This window comes from Thalassotalea euphylliae (genome assembly GCF_003390335.1).
In the GTDB taxonomy this organism is placed as follows: domain Bacteria; phylum Pseudomonadota; class Gammaproteobacteria; order Enterobacterales; family Alteromonadaceae; genus Thalassotalea_F; species Thalassotalea_F euphylliae_B.
Window position 1 is genome coordinate 372,213 of record NZ_QUOU01000001.1, and the last position, 18,633, is coordinate 390,845.

The 18,633-nt window shown below is 43.3% G+C and carries 20 protein-coding genes; all 20 read left to right on the top strand.

The annotated features are described in order from the left end of the window. Nucleotides 1–22 precede the first annotated feature (22 nt). The 20 genes from DXX93_RS01585 (at nucleotide 23) to DXX93_RS20895 (ending at nucleotide 18,007) form a co-directional block, all read left to right on the top strand. Nucleotides 23–973, top strand: a complete 951-nt coding sequence (locus DXX93_RS01585) for a WYL domain-containing protein (RefSeq protein WP_116006518.1) — start codon at nucleotides 23–25, stop codon at nucleotides 971–973. Further along, complete coding sequence (locus DXX93_RS01590; RefSeq protein WP_116006519.1) at nucleotides 960–2,465, top strand: DUF3375 domain-containing protein; 1,506 nt, start codon at nucleotides 960–962, stop codon at nucleotides 2,463–2,465. Before DXX93_RS01585 ends, DXX93_RS01590 begins: the two co-directional genes overlap by 14 nt. A 3-nt stretch (nucleotides 2,466–2,468) precedes the next feature. Then, nucleotides 2,469–3,092 (top strand): DUF4194 domain-containing protein, encoded by a 624-nt coding sequence (locus tag DXX93_RS01595; RefSeq protein ID WP_116006520.1) that lies wholly within the window; start codon nucleotides 2,469–2,471, stop codon nucleotides 3,090–3,092. Between the two features lies 1 nt (nucleotide 3,093). Further along, nucleotides 3,094–6,513 (top strand): ATP-binding protein, encoded by a 3,420-nt coding sequence (locus DXX93_RS01600; RefSeq protein WP_116006521.1) that lies wholly within the window; start codon nucleotides 3,094–3,096, stop codon nucleotides 6,511–6,513. 20 nt (nucleotides 6,514–6,533) lie between these two features. After that, complete coding sequence (locus DXX93_RS01605; protein WP_116006522.1) at nucleotides 6,534–7,577, top strand: hypothetical protein; 1,044 nt, start codon at nucleotides 6,534–6,536, stop codon at nucleotides 7,575–7,577. 16 nt (nucleotides 7,578–7,593) lie between these two features. Then, entirely contained in the window at nucleotides 7,594–8,814 is a 1,221-nt protein-coding gene (locus DXX93_RS01610; RefSeq protein ID WP_116006523.1) for a Wadjet anti-phage system protein JetD domain-containing protein, read from the top strand. A 36-nt stretch (nucleotides 8,815–8,850) separates the two neighbouring features. Continuing rightward, entirely contained in the window at nucleotides 8,851–10,809 is a 1,959-nt protein-coding gene (locus tag DXX93_RS01615; RefSeq protein WP_116006524.1) for a RecQ family ATP-dependent DNA helicase, read from the top strand. A gap of 261 nt (nucleotides 10,810–11,070) precedes the next feature. Continuing rightward, nucleotides 11,071–11,382, top strand: coding sequence for a 30S ribosomal protein S10 (rpsJ, locus tag DXX93_RS01620; protein ID WP_115998799.1), 312 nt, complete (start codon nucleotides 11,071–11,073; stop codon nucleotides 11,380–11,382). 14 nt (nucleotides 11,383–11,396) lie between these two features. Continuing rightward, the gene (gene rplC / locus DXX93_RS01625; protein WP_115998800.1) at nucleotides 11,397–12,035 is read left to right on the top strand and encodes a 50S ribosomal protein L3; all 639 of its coding nucleotides are present in this window, start codon (nucleotides 11,397–11,399) and stop codon (nucleotides 12,033–12,035) included. A gap of 18 nt (nucleotides 12,036–12,053) precedes the next feature. Further along, nucleotides 12,054–12,659, top strand: coding sequence for a 50S ribosomal protein L4 (gene rplD, locus DXX93_RS01630; RefSeq protein WP_115998801.1), 606 nt, complete (start codon nucleotides 12,054–12,056; stop codon nucleotides 12,657–12,659). After that, nucleotides 12,656–12,958 (top strand): 50S ribosomal protein L23, encoded by a 303-nt coding sequence (gene rplW / locus DXX93_RS01635; RefSeq protein WP_115998802.1) that lies wholly within the window; start codon nucleotides 12,656–12,658, stop codon nucleotides 12,956–12,958. The genes rplD and rplW overlap by 4 nt, the downstream gene beginning before the upstream one ends. An 11-nt stretch (nucleotides 12,959–12,969) precedes the next feature. Beyond that, nucleotides 12,970–13,794 carry a 50S ribosomal protein L2 gene (rplB, locus tag DXX93_RS01640; RefSeq protein ID WP_116006525.1) on the top strand — a complete coding sequence of 275 codons (825 nt, stop codon included), beginning with the start codon at nucleotides 12,970–12,972 and terminating at the stop codon, nucleotides 13,792–13,794. Between the two features lie 31 nt (nucleotides 13,795–13,825). Continuing rightward, nucleotides 13,826–14,104 (top strand): 30S ribosomal protein S19, encoded by a 279-nt coding sequence (gene rpsS / locus DXX93_RS01645; protein WP_115998804.1) that lies wholly within the window; start codon nucleotides 13,826–13,828, stop codon nucleotides 14,102–14,104. 11 nt (nucleotides 14,105–14,115) lie between these two features. Further along, nucleotides 14,116–14,448: a 50S ribosomal protein L22 gene (gene rplV, locus DXX93_RS01650; RefSeq protein WP_115998805.1), complete on the top strand. Its 333-nt coding sequence runs from the start codon at nucleotides 14,116–14,118 to the stop codon at nucleotides 14,446–14,448. Between the two features lie 11 nt (nucleotides 14,449–14,459). Next, complete coding sequence (rpsC, locus tag DXX93_RS01655; RefSeq protein ID WP_115998806.1) at nucleotides 14,460–15,152, top strand: 30S ribosomal protein S3; 693 nt, start codon at nucleotides 14,460–14,462, stop codon at nucleotides 15,150–15,152. 10 nt (nucleotides 15,153–15,162) lie between these two features. Next, entirely contained in the window at nucleotides 15,163–15,576 is a 414-nt protein-coding gene (gene rplP, locus DXX93_RS01660) for a 50S ribosomal protein L16 (RefSeq protein WP_115998807.1), read from the top strand. Then, complete coding sequence (gene rpmC / locus DXX93_RS01665; protein ID WP_115998808.1) at nucleotides 15,576–15,767, top strand: 50S ribosomal protein L29; 192 nt, start codon at nucleotides 15,576–15,578, stop codon at nucleotides 15,765–15,767. The genes rplP and rpmC overlap by 1 nt, the downstream gene beginning before the upstream one ends. Next, a complete protein-coding gene (gene rpsQ, locus DXX93_RS01670) occupies nucleotides 15,767–16,015 on the top strand; it encodes a 30S ribosomal protein S17 (RefSeq protein ID WP_116006526.1) in 249 nt (82 codons plus the stop codon). The genes rpmC and rpsQ overlap by 1 nt, the downstream gene beginning before the upstream one ends. A 608-nt stretch (nucleotides 16,016–16,623) precedes the next feature. Further along, entirely contained in the window at nucleotides 16,624–17,826 is a 1,203-nt protein-coding gene (locus DXX93_RS01675) for an ABC transporter substrate-binding protein (protein ID WP_116006527.1), read from the top strand. A 46-nt stretch (nucleotides 17,827–17,872) separates the two neighbouring features. Next, nucleotides 17,873–18,007, top strand: a complete 135-nt coding sequence (locus DXX93_RS20895; protein ID WP_374188919.1) for a hypothetical protein — start codon at nucleotides 17,873–17,875, stop codon at nucleotides 18,005–18,007. The last annotated feature ends 626 nt before the right edge of the window (nucleotides 18,008–18,633 follow it).

The following is an 18,633-nucleotide window of genomic DNA, read 5'->3' on the forward strand; positions in this document are numbered from 1 at the left end:
TATAAAGCGAAAAGTTAGTTTAATGGACGTTAGCCAATACCCATACGCCCAGCGTCAGCGGCTGGCATTTATTGATTTTTGTTTACAGTATTTTGGCCAGATCGCCCGTGCCGATCTTATCAACCATTTTAAGGTGGGAATGGCATCAGGCACTCGTGACTTTGCTCTATATAAAGAACTAGTACCTGATAACTTGCATTTAGTGCATCAAACTAAGCTCTATTATCGAACCGAGCAATTTAAGCCGTTATTTAACCATCAGGGTGAGGCGGTTTTAACTGGCTTGTGTCGAGGGTTTGGCGATGGTATTGCAGCCATTAATCAGCCTAGCGAGGTTTGCTTTGAAGCGGTGCGCTTAATTCAGCCTGACAGTGAAATCATTGCCGCATTAATGCGGGCGATCACTCATCAGCAAGCGGTTAAGTGTCGCTATGTCTCGCTTTCTTCCGGTGAACAAGGGCGAGTAATAGTGCCCCACAGCATTGTCAATAATGGCCATCGCTGGCATGTGCGGGCATTTGATCGCAAGTCGGCCAGCTTTCGTGATTTCTCCTGTACCCGTTTTGTCGAGGCTAAAGTGCTAGCGGTTGAGGCTAAGCAAGATGAACTTTGCCAGGCTGATCGGGAGTGGTCAACAATATTAACCTTAACGTTAAAGCCTCACCCAAAGGTTACTCAACCTCGGGCGATTGAAATGGATTACCACATGGTCGAGGGCAGCTTAACATTGGAAGTGAGAGCGGCCTTGGTTGGCTATTTGTTGCAACAATGGCAGGTTGATTGCTCACCAAACCATCACTTAGATCCCAGCCAGCACCCATTGTGTTTAACTAATTCAGAGGTGCTAACGAGCCATGACAATGCCATACTCGCGCCCGGTTATAGTCAGCCTGAAAGCTTATTAGACAACGCAATAGATAGACCTGCTCAGCGCATTGATAACACCAAGGAAACTCATCATGGCAAGTTTTGATTATGATTTTTTAGAACAACTGAAAGAGCATAACATTGCCCTTAAACTACTGCGCTCGCCGCACTTTCCTTTATTAGGCAGCTTTTTTTACCAAGTGTTTATTCAAAAGAATCGTCGCAGTGTTAACTATCAGGAGTTGGTTGCACTATTGACCCATCACCTGGCTGATATTAATGAAAGCTATCAAGTTGAGGCTGGTGTGGAAAAATACCCAAAATCAGCAAAAGCCTATATCGACGATTGGATCAGTCAACGAGGTGGTTACTTGCGAAAATACCTGCCCCCACAAGGCGACGAGCCGGAATGTGATTTACTGCCAGATGTCGAAAAAGCCCTGCGTTGGCTTGAAGGCATGCAAGGTAAAAGCTTTGTCGGCACAGAATCCCGTTTGAAACTTTTGTTGGAGTTAATTGCCGACCTGGTACATGGTACCTCGGAGGATCAAAGTGCTAAATTGGCAACACTGGAGCAACGTAAGGCTGAGCTTGAGCAGCAAATTGAGCGAGTAAAACAAGGTATAGATGCAGGTTATTCCGCGACACAAGTGCGAGAAAAAGTGTATTTGATTACCGATATGTCACGGCAATTGATGGGGGATTTTCGCCAGGTTGAGGCCAACTTTCGCGAGCTTGACAAAGAAACGCGTAAAAAAATTACCTTGAGTGGCGCGCAAAAGGGCACGGTATTAGATGCGGTGTTTGGCGATCAGGACATTATTGATGAATCAGATCAGGGTAAATCCTTTGGCGCTTTCTTTGAATTACTGATGCACAGTGAAATGCGTAACAATATGCGCGGCGATCTTAATACCTTGCTCAATTCGGCATTTTGTCCGGATTTCGCCAACGATGATGAGCTGCTCCAGCACTTATACAGCTATTTGTTAGATGCTGGTAATAGTGTGAATAGCACCAAGCAGCAGATCACGGATCAGTTGCGACGCTATATTCAAGAACAATCGCAAGACAACAAACGCATTTTATCGCTCATTCGTGACTTTGAATCAGCCACCCATCATTTAAGTCAACAGCAGGCAGAGCAAGGACGGCCAGATTTCAAACAAGACAAAGCCTTTACTGAGCTGGACAGCTTTCAGGCGATGATTGCCCAGCAGCTTAGCCGGCAGTTGTATCAACCTAAACAACAAGAGTCGCTTGACTCGGCCATTGTTGAAAATAACCCAGCACCGGATATAGACCTATCACGGTTATTGGAAGTTAGCCATATCAACGAGCAACAGTTGCGCCAACAAATTGCCAGTTGCTTGCAGCAACTTAGTGGTCAGGCAACATTGGCGCAAGTGATTGAAAGCTACCCGATTCAATACGGGCTGGATGAGCTATTAACCTATGTCAAAATGGCGTGTGAGCAGGAGATCAGCGCCAATATTAACGACCAAGTGCCACAGCAAATTAGCTGGCAAGTTCAGCAAAATAATCAGCTTGTCACCCGACAAGTGCAATTACCGACTATTACCTTTATTCGAGATTAGATCATGGCTGATACCTTAACTTCAGACGAACAAACAACCGCAGCTCGCAGCCAACAAGAAAAATCGTCAGTGCAAGTACGCTTACTCAAAGGGCCTATTTACCGCGCCCAGCATAAAGAGTTATGGGCATGGCTGGAGCGCGATCAGTACCGTATTCGTGAATATTTTCAGCAAATCGGCTTAGCACTTACTCTGGATGACAGTGAAGGGTATGCCTTTTTACGCCAACAAGAGTTGTCAGCAGAGCAGGGCGACATTGATATTCCCCGTTTAATTCGCAAGTATCAATTGCCCTTTAATCAAACCTTATTGTTGGTGTTATTGCGTAAGCGCTTAGCTGAACACGACAGTGAAGACAGTACCCCCAGACTGATTATTGACAGACAAAGTATCTATCAGGCGATGTCGGGTTTTTACCCGGATGTCAGCGATCAGGTCAAGCAGCAAAAAGAATTTGATGCGGTGATCAATAAAGTTAAAGAAATGGGCTTTTTGACATTATTGCCCAATCATAAAGATGAATTTGAAGTACAGCGCATTATTAAAGCTGTGATCAGCGCTGAGCGCATTGGCGAGCTTATCGACACCTTGACCAGCCATCAACAGCATAACGAGGAGGAAGACTAAGATGCCCGAAGCCACACAAGCTATTGAATTAGCAGACACTAAGCAAGCAGAGACAGAACTAACGGGCTTTCGCTTAGCTAATTTCTCAGTATTTAACTGGGGGACGTTTGATAAACAAGTGTGGAGCTTAACTCCAGCGCAAAGTAATGCCTTGCTGACGGGGAATATTGGCAGCGGTAAATCAACCCTCGTTGATGGCCTAACTACATTATTAGTACCACCACGCAAATTAGCCTTTAACAAAGCGGCAGGGGCAGAAGAAAAAGAGCGCTCGATTGAGTCGTACTTTTTTGGTTTTTACACCTCACAACAAGATGAGTACGGCAAGGCGCGCGCTGTTGGTCTGCGCCATCAGGGCAAACATTATTCGGTGATCCTGGCTGAATTTTATAGTCAGGCCCTTAAGCAGTCAGTGACGCTGGCGCAGGTATTCTGGTTAAAGCCAGGTGATAAAAAGGTTAAACGCCTCTATGTGGTTGCTCAGCAGCGCTTAACCATCGCCGAGCATTTCTCGCACTTTGGCAGTCAAATTAATCAATTGCGTAAGCGCTTAAGAAAAATTGCAGATCTGGAATTGTTTGACGCTTTTACCCCTTATGCCCAAAAGTTTAGCCAATTGTTAGGCTTAGGCACAGACGGCAAGGCACTGGCGCTGTTTAATCAAACGATCTCGATGAAATCAGTTGGCTCAGTGACTGACTTTGTGCGCGATAATATGTTAGAGCAGCCAGACGTTGAAGCGCAATTGCAGGAATTAGAGCGCAATTATGATGACCTAAAACGCCTGCATGATGCCGTGGTTGCAGCCCGGCAAAAAGTTGAACTGTTAACACCGGTGGATAACTTTGGCCAGGCAGTCTTATCCGCAGGACAAGACAAGCAACATATCGAAGCCTGTCGAGACTTAACCGATGTTTATATGGCTAATATAGCCGTTGATCTATATCAAACCCGACTGGCAAGCCGCCAGCAGGAATTGACCAAACTTGATATTAAGCTTGCTGAGCTTAATCAGCAAAAGCAGAGTTTAGGCGCTACTATCACCCAGCTCAATGAAGATATTCGTGAAAACGGCGGTGGTCGGCTACAACAGCTTGAACAAAATATCCAGCAACTGAGCAAAATACGCGATGACAGCAAAAGGGTATGCCAGCAATACCTGAATTTGGTTAATGCCTTGCAACTCAATACCGCTCTTAATGCTGATACTTTTGTCGATAATATTGACTGTGCTAAAGCGCAGCAAGAAGCGCTTTACCAGCAAATAGAGCAAGTTAACGAGCAGGCATTTTCGGTTAAGCAAAGTAAGCAAAAACTTGAACAGGAACAACAAGAAGTTGCCACGCAAACTGCCGCCTTAAAACAGCGCAAATCCAATATTCATCATGTCAACCTGCTCACCATCCGCGAGCATATTTGTCAGCAGCTTGGCGTTGACGAAGAATGCTTACCTTTTGTTGCTGAACTTATTCAGGTTAAGCCTGAGCAAAGCCAGTGGCAGGGGGCAATTGAGCGAGTATTACATAACTTTGCGCTGAGCTTGATTGTGCCAGAGGCGCTGTATCAAGAGGTGTGTGATTATGTTGAGCAAACTCACCTGGGTGCTCGTTTAGTCTATTACCGTATCCGCGAGCCAGAGAATTATTATCCAGTGACAAGGGCAAATGACTCATTACTGAGTAAAATCGAACTTAAGTCTGATAGCGAATACTACAACTGGCTCGATCATGAATTAGCCAAACGCTTTAACTACACTTGCTGTACCAATATGCAGGAATTTAGGCGCAGTGAAAAGGCGCTGACCCGCAACGGCCAGATCAAATCCGGCAAGTTTCGCCATGAAAAAGATGACAGGCACAAATTGCACGATGAAAAGCGCTATGTACTGGGCTGGAGCAATAAAGAAAAATTGAAGCTGTTGGCAGCACAATACAATCGTTTTGAACTAGCACTCAAAAAGAGTTCTAGCGAACTAATAGAGCTTGCCAAAACCAAAGATCAGCTTGGCGAGCAACAATACAAGACTCGTCAATTAGCTAACTTTGCCTTTAGTTTTGAGCAGATCAACTGGTCGGTCTATGCCCAGCAAATTGAAGCACTGCAACGAGAACAGGCACAGTTAATCCAATCATCTGATGTACTCGATAGCTTGCAACAGCAATTAGCCGAACAGCAACAAGCGTTAAGCGATACTGAATCGGCGCTGACTCAAGCTAACCAGAATAAAGGTAGCTTAACTGAAAAAATTAACACTGAGCAACAAGCGCTGGCGAGCAAGCAAGCACTATTGAGCGAATGTGATCCGCAAGCGCGAGCACATTGTTTTCCCACCCTGGATAATTTCTATCAGCAATATATTGAGCATCAACAGCTACGGATCAATATGCTGGACAATGTTACTTCAACCTTGCGTAAAAAGCTTAACGATAAAATTCAACACTTAGAAGAAAAGCGCCGCAAAAAGCAAGCACAAATGATTTCGGCAATGAATACCTTTGCTCATACTTTTCCCAATGAGGTAACAGAATTTGATGCCAGTGTTGAATCCTTACCTGAATACAAACAACTGCTGACGCGCTTAACAGAAGAAGATTTACCACGCCATGAAGCCAGATTCAAAGAAATGCTTAACCGCGACACCATTCGCGCTATGGTGCTATTTGCCAGCTATCTGGATAAACAGGAAGAAGAAATTGACGCCCGTATTCGATTGATTAACCAGTCATTACATGCCCTTGATTATCAAACTGGCACTTATATCGAAATAGACAGCATTGCTTCGCCAGATGTTGAAATACGCGATTTTAAGCAGCGCCTTAAAAACTGTTATGAGCTGAGCACAGACGACGAGCTTTACTCCGAAGAAAAATTTGAACGAGTAAAAGACCTGATCGAACAAATGCGTAACGAACCTAAATGGACACAAAAAGTGGTCGACGTTAGATACTGGCACCTGTTTAACGTGGTTGAACGTTATCGTGAAGATAACAGCGAGAAAGAGTGTTACTCAGACTCAGGTGGTAAGTCTGGCGGCCAAAAAGAAAAATTGGCCTATGCGATATTAGCTGCTGCGATTATTTTGCAATACGGTTTGGTGGATAGTCAGCACAATAGCAATCACAAAAACAAGCGACGCTTTAATTTGGTGGTGATTGATGAAGCCTTTGCCCGTGGTTCAAAAGACAGTACCCGCTTTGGCTTAGAGCTGTTTAAAAAGCTCGGCTTGCAATTATTATTAGTGACCCCTTTGCAAAAGCTGGATGTGATTGAACACTATGTTAAGCATGTCCATTTTGTTGATCAGCAAAACAACCAGTCAATGCTACTCAATATGACCATTGACGAATATCGCGAGCAAGTGGCGCGTAGTAAAGCACTGCAAGGTTATCAACACTTGGTTGAAGATTTGAGCGTAAGTTAATAAGAGTTTTATAAAAAGTTATGAGTGAACATCAAATTTATCAGTTTTGCACCTTAGATAAGCCGCTAAACCGGGAGCAAAGAGGGATACTGCGTGAGATTTCTACTCGGGCGCAGATCACGCCAACCTCGTTTGTTAACGAATATCATTATGGTGATTTAAAAGCAGATCCCATTGAGCTGGTGGGCGACTTTTTCGATGTTGGTCTGCATATCTGTAATTGGGGAGAGCTTAACCTTTATGTTAAAGTGCCTTACCAGGCTATTTCTGCTGATGTGTTAAGTAAATTTGAGTACGAAGGGGTTTTCAGCTATCACCGTAAAGGCGAACATTGGGTGTTGCATTTCGCATTGGCGGACAACGAAGAAGTTTACGATTGTATTTATGACTGGCTTTGTGACGCCGAAGATATTTTTGCTGATATTATCCCGTTGCGAGCAGAGCTGATTGGCGGAGACTATCGCAGCCTAATGTTGGTCTGGCTGTCAATCTTTTCACTGATTGAAACGACGGTAGACTTGCCGTTATTTATTGCCGATTACCGACAGCTAACCTCAACCCAGCAGATCTTAAGCCAGCTTTTGTTAGTGGATGAAGAGCACTTGGAAACATTAACGCACTATTGCCAATCTCGGCAAAAACGCCTACCTGATAGTGCTTTTCCAGATGGTAAAAGACCCGTAGAGATCATTGAGTATGAGGTACTGACTGAGTATTACTCTCTGGCAGAAGCAGAGGTTGAAAATCGTCGCCGAGCCGAACTTGAACAGCAGCAAAAGCAACTTGAAAAGCAACGTCAGGCCGAGCTTAATGAGGTTTATCGCCAAGCATTTCGCCAATGGAACTTAGCTCAGTTTTATGTTGAAAAAGGACATCGAAAAGCATACGAACAAGGCGTGGACATCCTACAAACCCTATATCAAGCTTACGAATTACATCTGGCGCAGGTAGATTTTGCTGATAAATTCACTGAGTTTATCAGTCAACATCAAAATCGCCGATCTTTTCTTAAGCTATTAAAAGCGACCGAGCTAGCTGACTGGCTCAGCATAGTCAAGTCTTGATAAAAGCACCTCAGTAATGCCAGCACTTATTTCCAGCAAAGCCATTAAAGCCAAATTGCTTAAACAGTGGCAAAAGTATTACTTTCATTTGGTTTATTTAGCTAGTGAGCAAGGAGAAAATGAGCCAAAACAGCTATTTCCGTTAACCGTGCGGTTAACGGTACCAACAGGACGGCAGCTATTACATGAATACCAACAGGTGCAAGGCTGGCTTGCTGATATGGCGACATTCGATGCAATCAAGGGTTTTACACTGGTAAAACAAGATATCAGCTATCAAAAAATGGGCCGGCAGCGAATGCCAAACCAATTGCTTATTGATGATCTGGAATCTTTGGCAAGATGGCTGGGGCAATGGCAAGCCTGGCAACGCTTTGACAAAAGCTATCAGCAAGTGAAAAAGCAAATGCCAATGTTGTTGACGTGGCTGGTAGAAAATCCTGGGTTATTTGAAAAGTACCTCGATGTTTGGCCTCAACTGTTAGCTGTAGTTAGCTACTTTTGCCAATCCCCTCAACCAAAGTGTTATCTGCGCCAACTGGACATTGTTGGTGTCGATACCAAATTTATTGAAAGCCATAAAAGTATCTTAAAAAGTTTACTTGATCATACCTTGCCTGATAGTGCCATTAACTTTGACTATGACAAACTGACCGAGCACGGTTTTGAAAAGCGTTATGGCTTGCTATATGAACAGCCGCAAATACGCTTCCGTCTGCTCGACCCACAGCTAGCGGCTGAGTTTAACGGCGTTACTGATTTAAGCTTACCAGTTGATCAGTTCAAGCAACTAGATTTACTCGTTGATCAAGTGTTTATTACCGAAAACAAAGTCAATGGCCTAGCTTTCCCAAATTGTCACAATGCGATAGTTGTTTTTGGCTTGGGCTATGGCGTGCAAACGCTTAAACATGTTGGCTGGCTGGCTGAGTGTCAGCTTTATTACTGGGGCGATATTGACACTCACGGCTTTGCTATCTTGTCACAACTACGCGGTTATTTTCCAAGAACTAAATCTCTATTAATGGATGAGCAGACTTTACACCAGCATCAAAAACTCTGGGTGCAGGAACCTATAGCTAAGCGTTGTAAGCTTGAGCAGTTAAGCCATTTAACGGCTGAGGAAAGCCAGCTTTACCACCAGCTAAAAACCAATATCTGGCAAGAGAATCTTAGACTAGAGCAAGAAAGAATTAGCTTTGCTGCCTTACACGTGGCACTTGGTAATGTAAAGTAGTAACCGCATTTATTGCGCAGAATAAGGAAAATACAAATGGAGTTAATCCCGTCACTACAACAGTATTTTGGCTTTGACCAATTTAGGGCAGGGCAAGAGCAAGTGGTTCAGCAACTCTTGGCAGGCAATTCTTCATTGGCGATATTTCCAACTGGCTCCGGTAAGTCTTTATGCTATCAATTAGCGGCACTGCATTTACCGCACCTAACTTTAGTGGTGTCACCTTTATTAGCGTTAATGAAAGACCAATTAGGATTTTTACGCAGTAAAGGTATTAATGCTGCGAGTATTGATTCAACGCTCAGCTATGAAGAACATCAAGGTGTAGTGCAGGGGCTAAATAACGGCGAAATCAAAATATTGATGGTATCGGTCGAACGCTTTAAGAATGAACGCTTTCGGCAACTGATTCATCGTTTACCTATTTCTATGCTCGTCGTTGATGAAGCACATTGTGTCTCCGAGTGGGGGCATAACTTTCGTCCGGACTATCTAAAGCTGCCCACTTACGCCAAAGAGCTAAATATTCCGTTAACGCTACTATTAACAGCAACCGCAACCAAACAAGTGAAACAAGATATGGCAGAGCGCTTTGCCATCGCACTTGAGCATATCGTACAAACCGGCTTTTATCGTCAAAACTTGGATTTATCTGTGGTTGCTTGTGTTGAGGAACAAAAGCAGGCGCAATTGTTAAAGGTAGTTGCCGAACAACAACAGCAATTAAGCGGGCAAAACTCTTGTGGAGTGGTTTATGTCACCTTACAACAATCTGCCGAGCAGGTAGCGAGTTTTCTTATCCAGCAAGGTATCAATGCAAAAGCCTACCATGCAGGGTTAGACAATGAAGTACGCAGTGATATTCAGCAACGGTTTATGGCTGGGGAAATTCAAGTGGTCGTTGCCACCATTGCCTTTGGTATGGGGGTGGATAAAAGTGATATCCGCTTCGTGATTCATTATGACCTGCCCAAGTCGATTGAAAACTATAGCCAAGAAATTGGTCGTGCAGGGCGAGATGGTCAGCCAAGCAATTGCATTGTGCTAGCAAATCTTGATGGTTTAACCGTATTGGAAAACTTCGTTTATGGTGACACGCCCGAGCAAACCGGTATCGAACATGTACTTAATGATATTCGCGAAGAGCAGGAACATGGTAATTGGTCTTTACAATTACATCGATTATCGACTGCCAGTAATATTAAACAGCTACCACTCAAAACTTTATTAGTGCAACTTGAGCTAGCGGGTGTACTGCAGGCGAGTTATAGCTACTTTGCGGAAGTAAAGTTTAAGTTTGTTAGCACAGCGCAAGAAATCGTCGCCATGTTTGCGGGCGAGCGACAGCAGTTTTTACAAACCGTTTTCGATTATTCTGCTGGTAAAAAAGTTTGGTATCAGCCTGATTTTGATGCCATCAGCCACCATAGCGGTAGTGATCGCAAACGTATTTTAACGGCACTTGAGTATCTAGCCGATAAAGGTTTAATCGTTATCGAAACCAAACAAGTGACCGATGTTTATCGGGTTAATCAGCAGGCTTTAAATAATGAAGGATTAGCTGGCTACTTGGCTGATTACTTTGCCAGTAACGAAAGCAAAGAGATTGCGCGTTTAAGCCGATTAGTGGCGTTTTTCAATTCTGCTGATTGTTTAACCGCGCAACTGGCTCGTTATTTTGATGATAACCAAGCGCCTGATCAGTGTGGCCATTGCAGTGTCTGTCGAGGTCAGGTGGCAAACCTTACACTATCTACACAAAGCATGTGGCCAGAAGATAACGTAATAAAAGCTGCGGCTAATGAATTGGTCGCGCATTTATCGAATAAAGTTGACCAACCAATCTCAATCACCACGATAAGTCGATTCCTCGCTGGCATGACAGTGCCGATCTTCGGTCGCCATAAAGTGAAATCACTGAGCGGTTTTGGTTTGTGTCAGCAATTACCTTATGCCGAGGTTAAACAAAAACTGAATCATTTACTTAGCACATAGTTTTATTCGCTCACCGGAAACTGGCATTCAAATTAAGTGTTGCACTTTTAAGCAGTTTAAGTATAATGCGCGTCCACGTTGGCGAATGCCTACGTGAGATGTAAAGATTATTTAGTTTCTGGTTTCGGCCAAAGCCAAGTAATTCTTGCTATACAGCGACTCCGATTGGGAGTCGAATGAAATAATCGGTACACCCCCCTTCAATCACTATGAAGGCGATGGGCTGTACTTTGTTCGTTCTTTTATTAGGGGATTTGATAAATGTCAAATCAAAGAATTCGCATTCGTTTGAAAGCGTTCGATCATCGTTTGATTGATCAATCTACAGCAGAGATCGTTGACACTGCTAAACGCACTGGTGCACAGGTTCGTGGTCCTATTCCATTACCAACGCGCAAAGAGCGTTTCACTGTTTTGATTTCTCCACACGTTAACAAAGATGCGCGTGACCAGTACGAGATTCGTACTCACAAGCGTTTAATTGATATCGTAGAACCAACTGAAAAGACTGTTGATGCATTAATGCGTTTAGACTTAGCAGCTGGTGTCGACGTTCAAATTAGCTTGGGTTAATAGGGGGTTTTAACATGACTATAGGTCTAGTTGGACGTAAAGTTGGTATGACTCGCATCTTCTCTGAAGATGGCGTTTCAACTCCAGTAACTGTCCTAGAAGTTGAAGCTAACCGTGTTGCTCAGGTAAAAACTGTAGACAACGATGGTTACTCAGCGATTCAAGTTACAACTGGTGCTAAAAAAGCTAACCGTGTAAACAAGCCAGCAGCTGGTCACTTTGCGAAAGCAGGTATCGAAGCAGGTCGTGGTTTATGGGAATTCCGTTTAGCGGAAGGCGAAGGTGCAGAATTAGCAACTGGTAGCGAAATCACTGTTGAGCTATTCAACGATACTAAATTAGTAGACGTGACAGGCACTTCAAAGGGTAAAGGTTTCCAAGGCGGTATCAAGCGTTGGAATTTCCGTACTCAAGATATGTCACACGGTAACTCATTGTCTCACCGTTCAAACGGTTCAATCGGTCAATGTCAAACACCAGGTCGCGTATTTAAAGGCAAAAAAATGTCTGGTCACATGGGTGCTGCGAAAGTTACTACGCAAAACCTTGAGTTAGTTCGCGTAGATGCTGAACGTAACTTGCTTCTTATTAAAGGTGCAGTTCCGGGTCACGTAAACGCTGACGTAATCATCAAGCCAGCTGTTAAAGCCTAACGTCTGAGGAGAATTTTGATGGAATTAGCATTAAAAGACGCGTCAGGCGCTGTTGAAGTTTCAGAAGCAACGTTCGGTCGTGAATTCAACGAAGCTTTAGTACACCAAGTAGTTGTTGCATACGCAGCAGGTGCTCGTCAAGGTACTGTTAAGCAAAAGAACCGTTCTGAAGTTAGCGGCGGTGGTAAAAAGCCATGGCGTCAAAAAGGTACTGGCCGTGCACGTGCTGGTACAACTCGTGGTCCAATCTGGAGAACTGGTGGCGTAACATTCGCTGCACGTCCTCAAGACCACAGCCAAAAAGTAAACCGTAAGATGTATCGTGGTGCGATCCAAAGCATCCTTTCTGAGTTAGTTCGTCAAGACCGTTTAGTGGTTGTTAACGACTTCGCAGTAGATACACCTAAAACTAAAGAATTAGTTGCTAAGCTTAAAGGTTTAGAACTTAAAGATGTATTAATCGTTACACCAGAAGTAGACGAGAACTTATTCTTATCTGCTCGCAACTTATACAAAGTTGACGTTCGTGACGTACAAGGCATCGACCCAGTTTCTTTAGTTGGTTTCGAAAAAGTATTAATGACTGCTGGTGCGGTTAAGCAAATTGAGGAGATGTTAGCATGATAAGCGAAGAACGTTTGTTGAAAGTGCTATTGGCACCAAACATTTCTGAAAAAGCAACAATGGCTGCTGAAGCAAACAACACGGTTGTTTTCAAAGTAGCTACTACTGCTACAAAAGCTGAAATCAAAGCCGCTGTTGAGCAACTTTTCGAAGTAAAAGTTGATGGTGTTCGTACTCTAAATGTTAAGGGTAAAACAAAGCGTACAGGTGCTCGTTTTGGTCGTCGTAGCGACTGGAAAAAAGCGTACGTTACTCTTGCTGAAGGTAGCGACATCGACTTCGTTGGCGCAGAAGCATAGGAGAAGTACAAATGGCTGTAGTTAAATGTAAACCAACTTCTCCGGGTCGTCGCCACGTCGTTAAAGTGGTTAACCCGGACTTGTACAAAGGTAAGCCTTACGCACCACTTTTAGAGAAAAACTCTAAGTCTGGCGGTCGTAACAATACTGGTCGTATTACAGTTCGTCACGTTGGTGGTGGTCACAAGCATCACTATCGCGTAATTGACTTTAAGCGTACTAAAGACGGTATCCCTGCAAAAGTTGAGCGTTTGGAATATGATCCAAACCGCAGCGCAAACATCGCTTTAGTATTATACGCAGACGGTGAGCGTCGTTACATCTTAGCACCTAAAGGTGTTCAAGCTGGCGATTCAATCCAGTCTGGTGTAGATGCACCTATCAAAGCAGGTAACACGTTGCCACTTCGCAACATGCCGCTAGGTAGTGTAATCCACGCAATCGAATTGAAGCCTGGTAAAGGTGCTCAAATCGCGCGTGCTGCTGGTACTTATGCACAATTAGTTGCTAAAGACGGCGCTTACGTAACTCTACGTCTTCGTTCAGGCGAAATGCGTAAAGTTGAAGCGGAATGTCGTGCAACTTTAGGTGAAATCGGTAACGCAGAACACATGTTACGTTCTCTTGGTAAAGCCGGTGCTAACCGCTGGCGTGGTGTTCGTCCTACCGTACGTGGTGTGGCGATGAACCCGGTTGATCACCCGCACGGTGGTGGTGAAGGTCGTACTTCAGGTGGTCGTCACCCAGTATCGCCTTGGGGTGTACCTACTAAGGGTTACAAGACTCGTAAGAACAAGCGTACTGATAAGTTCATCGTACGTCGTCGTACTAAGTAATAGTACTAGTTATTAAATAAGAGGAAATACCATGCCACGTTCTCTCAAGAAAGGTCCATTTATTGACCTACACTTGTTGACGAAGGTAGAGAAAGCTCTGGAAAGCGGGAACAAGAAACCTATCAAGACTTGGTCTCGTCGCTCAATGATCATCCCTAACATGATCGGATTGACCATTGCTGTCCATAATGGCCGTCAACACGTACCTGTATTTGTAACTGATGAAATGATCGGTCACAAATTAGGTGAATTTGCACCAACTCGCACTTACCGTGGTCACGCTGCGGACAAGAAAGCGAAGAAGAAGTAAGGGGAAGTTAAATGGAAGCAATTGCTAAACATAAATTTGCCCGCGGTTCTGCGCAAAAAGCACGTTTAGTGGTAGACCAAATTCGTGGTCTTCACGTTGAAAAAGCGTTAGAAATCTTAGAGTACAGCAACAAATCAGCTGCTGTTTTAGTTAAGAAAGTTCTAAACTCAGCGATCGCTAATGCAGAGCACAACGAAGGTGCAGACATCGATGAATTATTCGTTAAAACTATTATGGTTGACGATGGTCCTACGATGAAACGTATCAAGCCACGTGCGAAAGGTCGCGCGGATCGTATCCTTAAGCGTACTAGTCACATTACTGTGATTGTTGCTGATAGCTAGGAGATATTAGTATGGGTCAAAAAGTACATCCTACCGGTATTCGCTTAGGTATCACCAAGCCTTTCGCGTCTACATGGTTTGCAAGCACTAAAGAGTTTGCAGATAACATTCATGGCGATCACTTAGTACGTCAATACTTAACTGAAAAGTTAAAGCGTGCTTCGTTATCAAAAATCGTAATCGAGCGTCCAGCTAAGTCTATCCGCGTAACGATTCACACGGCTCGTCCGGGTGTTGTTATCGGTAAGAAAGGTGAAGACGTAGAAAAGTTACGTTTACACGTATCTAAAATCGCTGGTGTACCTGCGCAAATCAACATTGCTGAAGTACGTAAGCCAGAGATGGATGCACAACTAGTTGCTGACAGCATTGCTAGCCAACTAGAGCGTCGTGTTATGTTCCGTCGCGCGATGAAGCGTGCCGTACAAAACGCTATGCGTTTAGGTGCTAAAGGTATCAAAGTTGAAGTTAGTGGTCGTTTAGGCGGCGCGGACATCGCTCGTTCAGAGTGGTACCGTGAAGGCCGTGTACCATTACACACTTTACGTGCTGATATCGATTACGCAACTGCACGTGGTGAAACTACTTACGGTACTATCGGTATCAAAGTGTGGATCTTCAAAGGTGAAGTTATCGGTGGTATGCCTGCACAGGTTGAAGCACCAGCTAAGCCTAAGAAGCGCAACAACCGCAAGAGCAAGTAGGAGTTAAGTAATGTTACAACCAAAACGTACTAAATTCCGTAAGCAAATGAAACTGCGTAACCGTGGTCTTGCACACACTGGTAGCACAGTTAGCTTCGGTACTTACGGTTTGAAATCTGTTGAGCGTGGTCGTATGACAGCTCGTCAAATCGAAGCAGCTCGTCGTGCAATGACACGTCACGTTAAGCGTCAAGGTAAAATCTGGATCCGTGTATTCCCAGACAAGCCAATTACCAAGAAGCCTCTTGAGGTTCGTATGGGTAAAGGTAAAGGTTCTGTAGAATACTGGGTATGTCAAATTCTACCGGGTCGTGTTCTTTATGAAATGGAAGGTGTTCCAGAGGAATTAGCACGCGAAGCTTTCGAGCTTGCAGCAGCTAAACTTCCGTTCAAAACAACCTTCGTAACTAGAACGGTGATGTAATGAAAGCTAACGAACTTAAAGAAAAAAGCATTGAAGAGCTTAATGCTGAATTACTTAACTTACTACGTGAGCAATTTAACTTACGTATGCAAGCAAGTACTGGCCAGTTAGCTCAAACACACATGCTACGTACAGTGCGTCGCAACATTGCACGCGTTAAAACCATCATCACTGAGAAGGCAGGTGCGTAATGACTGATAAAATCCGTACATTACAAGGTCGCGTAGTTAGCGACAAGATGGACAAGTCGATCACAGTGTTGATTGAGCGTCGTGTAAAACACCCTATCTACGGTAAATTCATTACGCGTTCAACTAAGTTGAAAGTACACGATGAAGCTAACGTATGTAACGCGGGCGACGTAGTAACTATTCGTGAATGTGCGCCAATCTCTAAGACTAAGTCTTGGACTTTGGTTGACGTGGTAGAAAAAGCTTAATCGCTTAACTACTAAATCACTTTAGTTATACTAAAAAGGCTCTGCTGTTAATTCAGCAGAGCCTTTTTGTTTTTATGCATTTTGTGAATGTGCAGCTCAGCCTAATAGCTCTAAGACTAAGTCTTGGACTTTGGTTGACGTGGTAGAAAAAGCTTAATCGCTTAACTACTAGATCACTTTAGTTATCAAAAAGCCCCATCGTTAACGCGGTGGGGCTTTTTTAATGCCTGAAAGATTAAGTCTTGGACTTTGGTTGATTTTGGTTTTGCTAAAGTAAAAAAGCTTAATTAGTTTTTCTAGTTCACTTTAGTGACACTCAAAAGGCTCCACTAATTATTTAGCGGGGCCTTTTTGTTTCTATGGCATTCGTGGGTGTGCAATGTCTTATAACGTCGCCAACTCTTAGTTTTTGACTGTGTTTAATGTATATTGCTGCAATAGTAAAAAAATTTGATCCAATAACTGACTCAATTCGTTCAATGCCTCTTGTTCTTTATTAAGCCTTATTCCTTATTAGCAAATGAACTCATATATTTTATATACCGGTTTTGTTAATGTGCAGACGTTAACGTTGGCGAGTAGAGTTTTCTGGCTATTGTTCTGCCCTAATGGCATCGGTTAATGGGCTAAATAACTTTGGTATTTATTCGTGGTTTACCATCAGTGACATTAGGGGGGTAGTTGACCTTGTTATGAAGCGGTTTAGTTTTTGGCTATTGATTATGTTGTTGGCAATTTATAGCCAGTTAGTCGTGGCCAGTCAATTTAAAGTAGTGGTTATCAACCCTGGAAGTGCTAAGAGCGATACTACCGGTCCTTTCTGGGCAAATGTTCATCAGATTATGCAGGCCGCTGCAGATGATTTAGATATTGAATTGGTGAGCCTGTTCGCTGAACGCAATCATATTAAAATGAAAGCATTGGCCGTTGACGCCTTAGCACTAAAACCAGACTATGTAATCATAGTCAACGAGAAAGGCGTTGGTATAGAGCTGGTTAGAGTTTTTGCAAAAAATAAAATCCCCGTTTTTGCGCTACTAAATGGATTCAACGATAAAGAGCGTGAGAGCTTATCTGAATCAGAGCAAAAATCCCTCATTGGTAGTGTTGTGCCGGATAACAGGAAAGCAGGTGAACACTTATTGAGTGAGTTGATTTCATTGCATGAAAATACCTCTGATTCAATTAATTTACTTGCCTTGAGAGGAGACTTTGCGTCTGCTGCGGCTACTGAAAGAGAACATGGTCTACAGCAGGCCTTATCAGTACATAAGCAGGTCAGGTTAATAGATTACCCCGTCGGTAACTGGTCAAAGGGTCAAGCTTATACAACGGTAAAGGGCATTCTTCAACGCGCACGTGTTGATATAATTTGGTCGGCCAATGATCCTATGGCATTTGGTGCATTGGAAGCAGTACAAGAAGCGAACTTATCTTATCCTGTAACGGTAGGTGGAATGAACTGGGATGAAACAAACCTAAATTCAACGATCGATGTTTCATTGGGAGGGCATGTCGTTTTGGGCGCAAAAGCACTTGCCATGCTGGCTGATTATCACCAAAAGGATTTAAAACCCTGCGAGATGAATGTTGTTATTGATATTTTTCAGTCGAGTTTAGCTGGAAATATGAGGCGCTTTTTGGAAAATATTGCCGACGACAGCCTATCTGAAATCGACTTCTCTCGCTTTTCTCAAGCGCATGCAGAAACGGCGCTTTTTAGCCTAGAAACATTTATCTCACACACTTATCTACCTTTACCTTCAGAGCCGTTAACTGATAAGGCTTTACTCAAAAGTAACTGCGTTTGAATATTTTGAGCCGCAGCGTGTCAGGGTCAGTGGCTTTAAATTAGCCTTGGGCGGTTTGTTTGCCGATGGTGTAACGACTCGGGATCACAAAGGAAAAGTGAAAACAACGTCGTTTGGTTCTATTGGACGGTATCTAGAAAAATATGATTTGAGTACCGAGTTCAAAATATACAAAGGTTGATTGTTGTAGCTAAGAATTTAAATTCTGCGTGTCTGGTACCCCAAATAGATATTTCTTTAAGGCTTTTACTTGGCGTATTTTTTTTGTACGATGTGTGTTAGTGGGACTAGGGATTGGTTTCTGCTAAGTGAACTCAATTACTACTTATAAAGTTAGTAATAGTGAAGCTAGAGAAATCTCTCATTAAAAAATGCAAAGGATATGTACATGTCTTCAATGATATTTTGGAAGTTACTTTTTTGGGTGACATTATTCTGGAGTGGATTTGATATATATAGTCAAATGGCTACACCTGAAGAGCTCAAGTATCAGATTCCTCTCTACTTAACGATAGTTAATGCGGCTGTAATTTTCTTCTTACTCTACGGTTTGTACGTTTTTTCGTATCAACCTGTAAAAGTTTTTGGCTTACTTAGATCGTCTAATATTTGGAATGGATGCACTTTAGTCATCTTTATCTCTGCGGCAGCTTCACTATATTTCGAATTCGGGACTGGAAATTATACTCTTCATGAAGGAGCAATGATTTCAATCATCTCATTGATAGTATTCTTACCTTACGCATATGCACTTACCAGATTAGCAAAACAGTTTAAAAGGAAGTAAATAATGAGCTCTTTATTTAG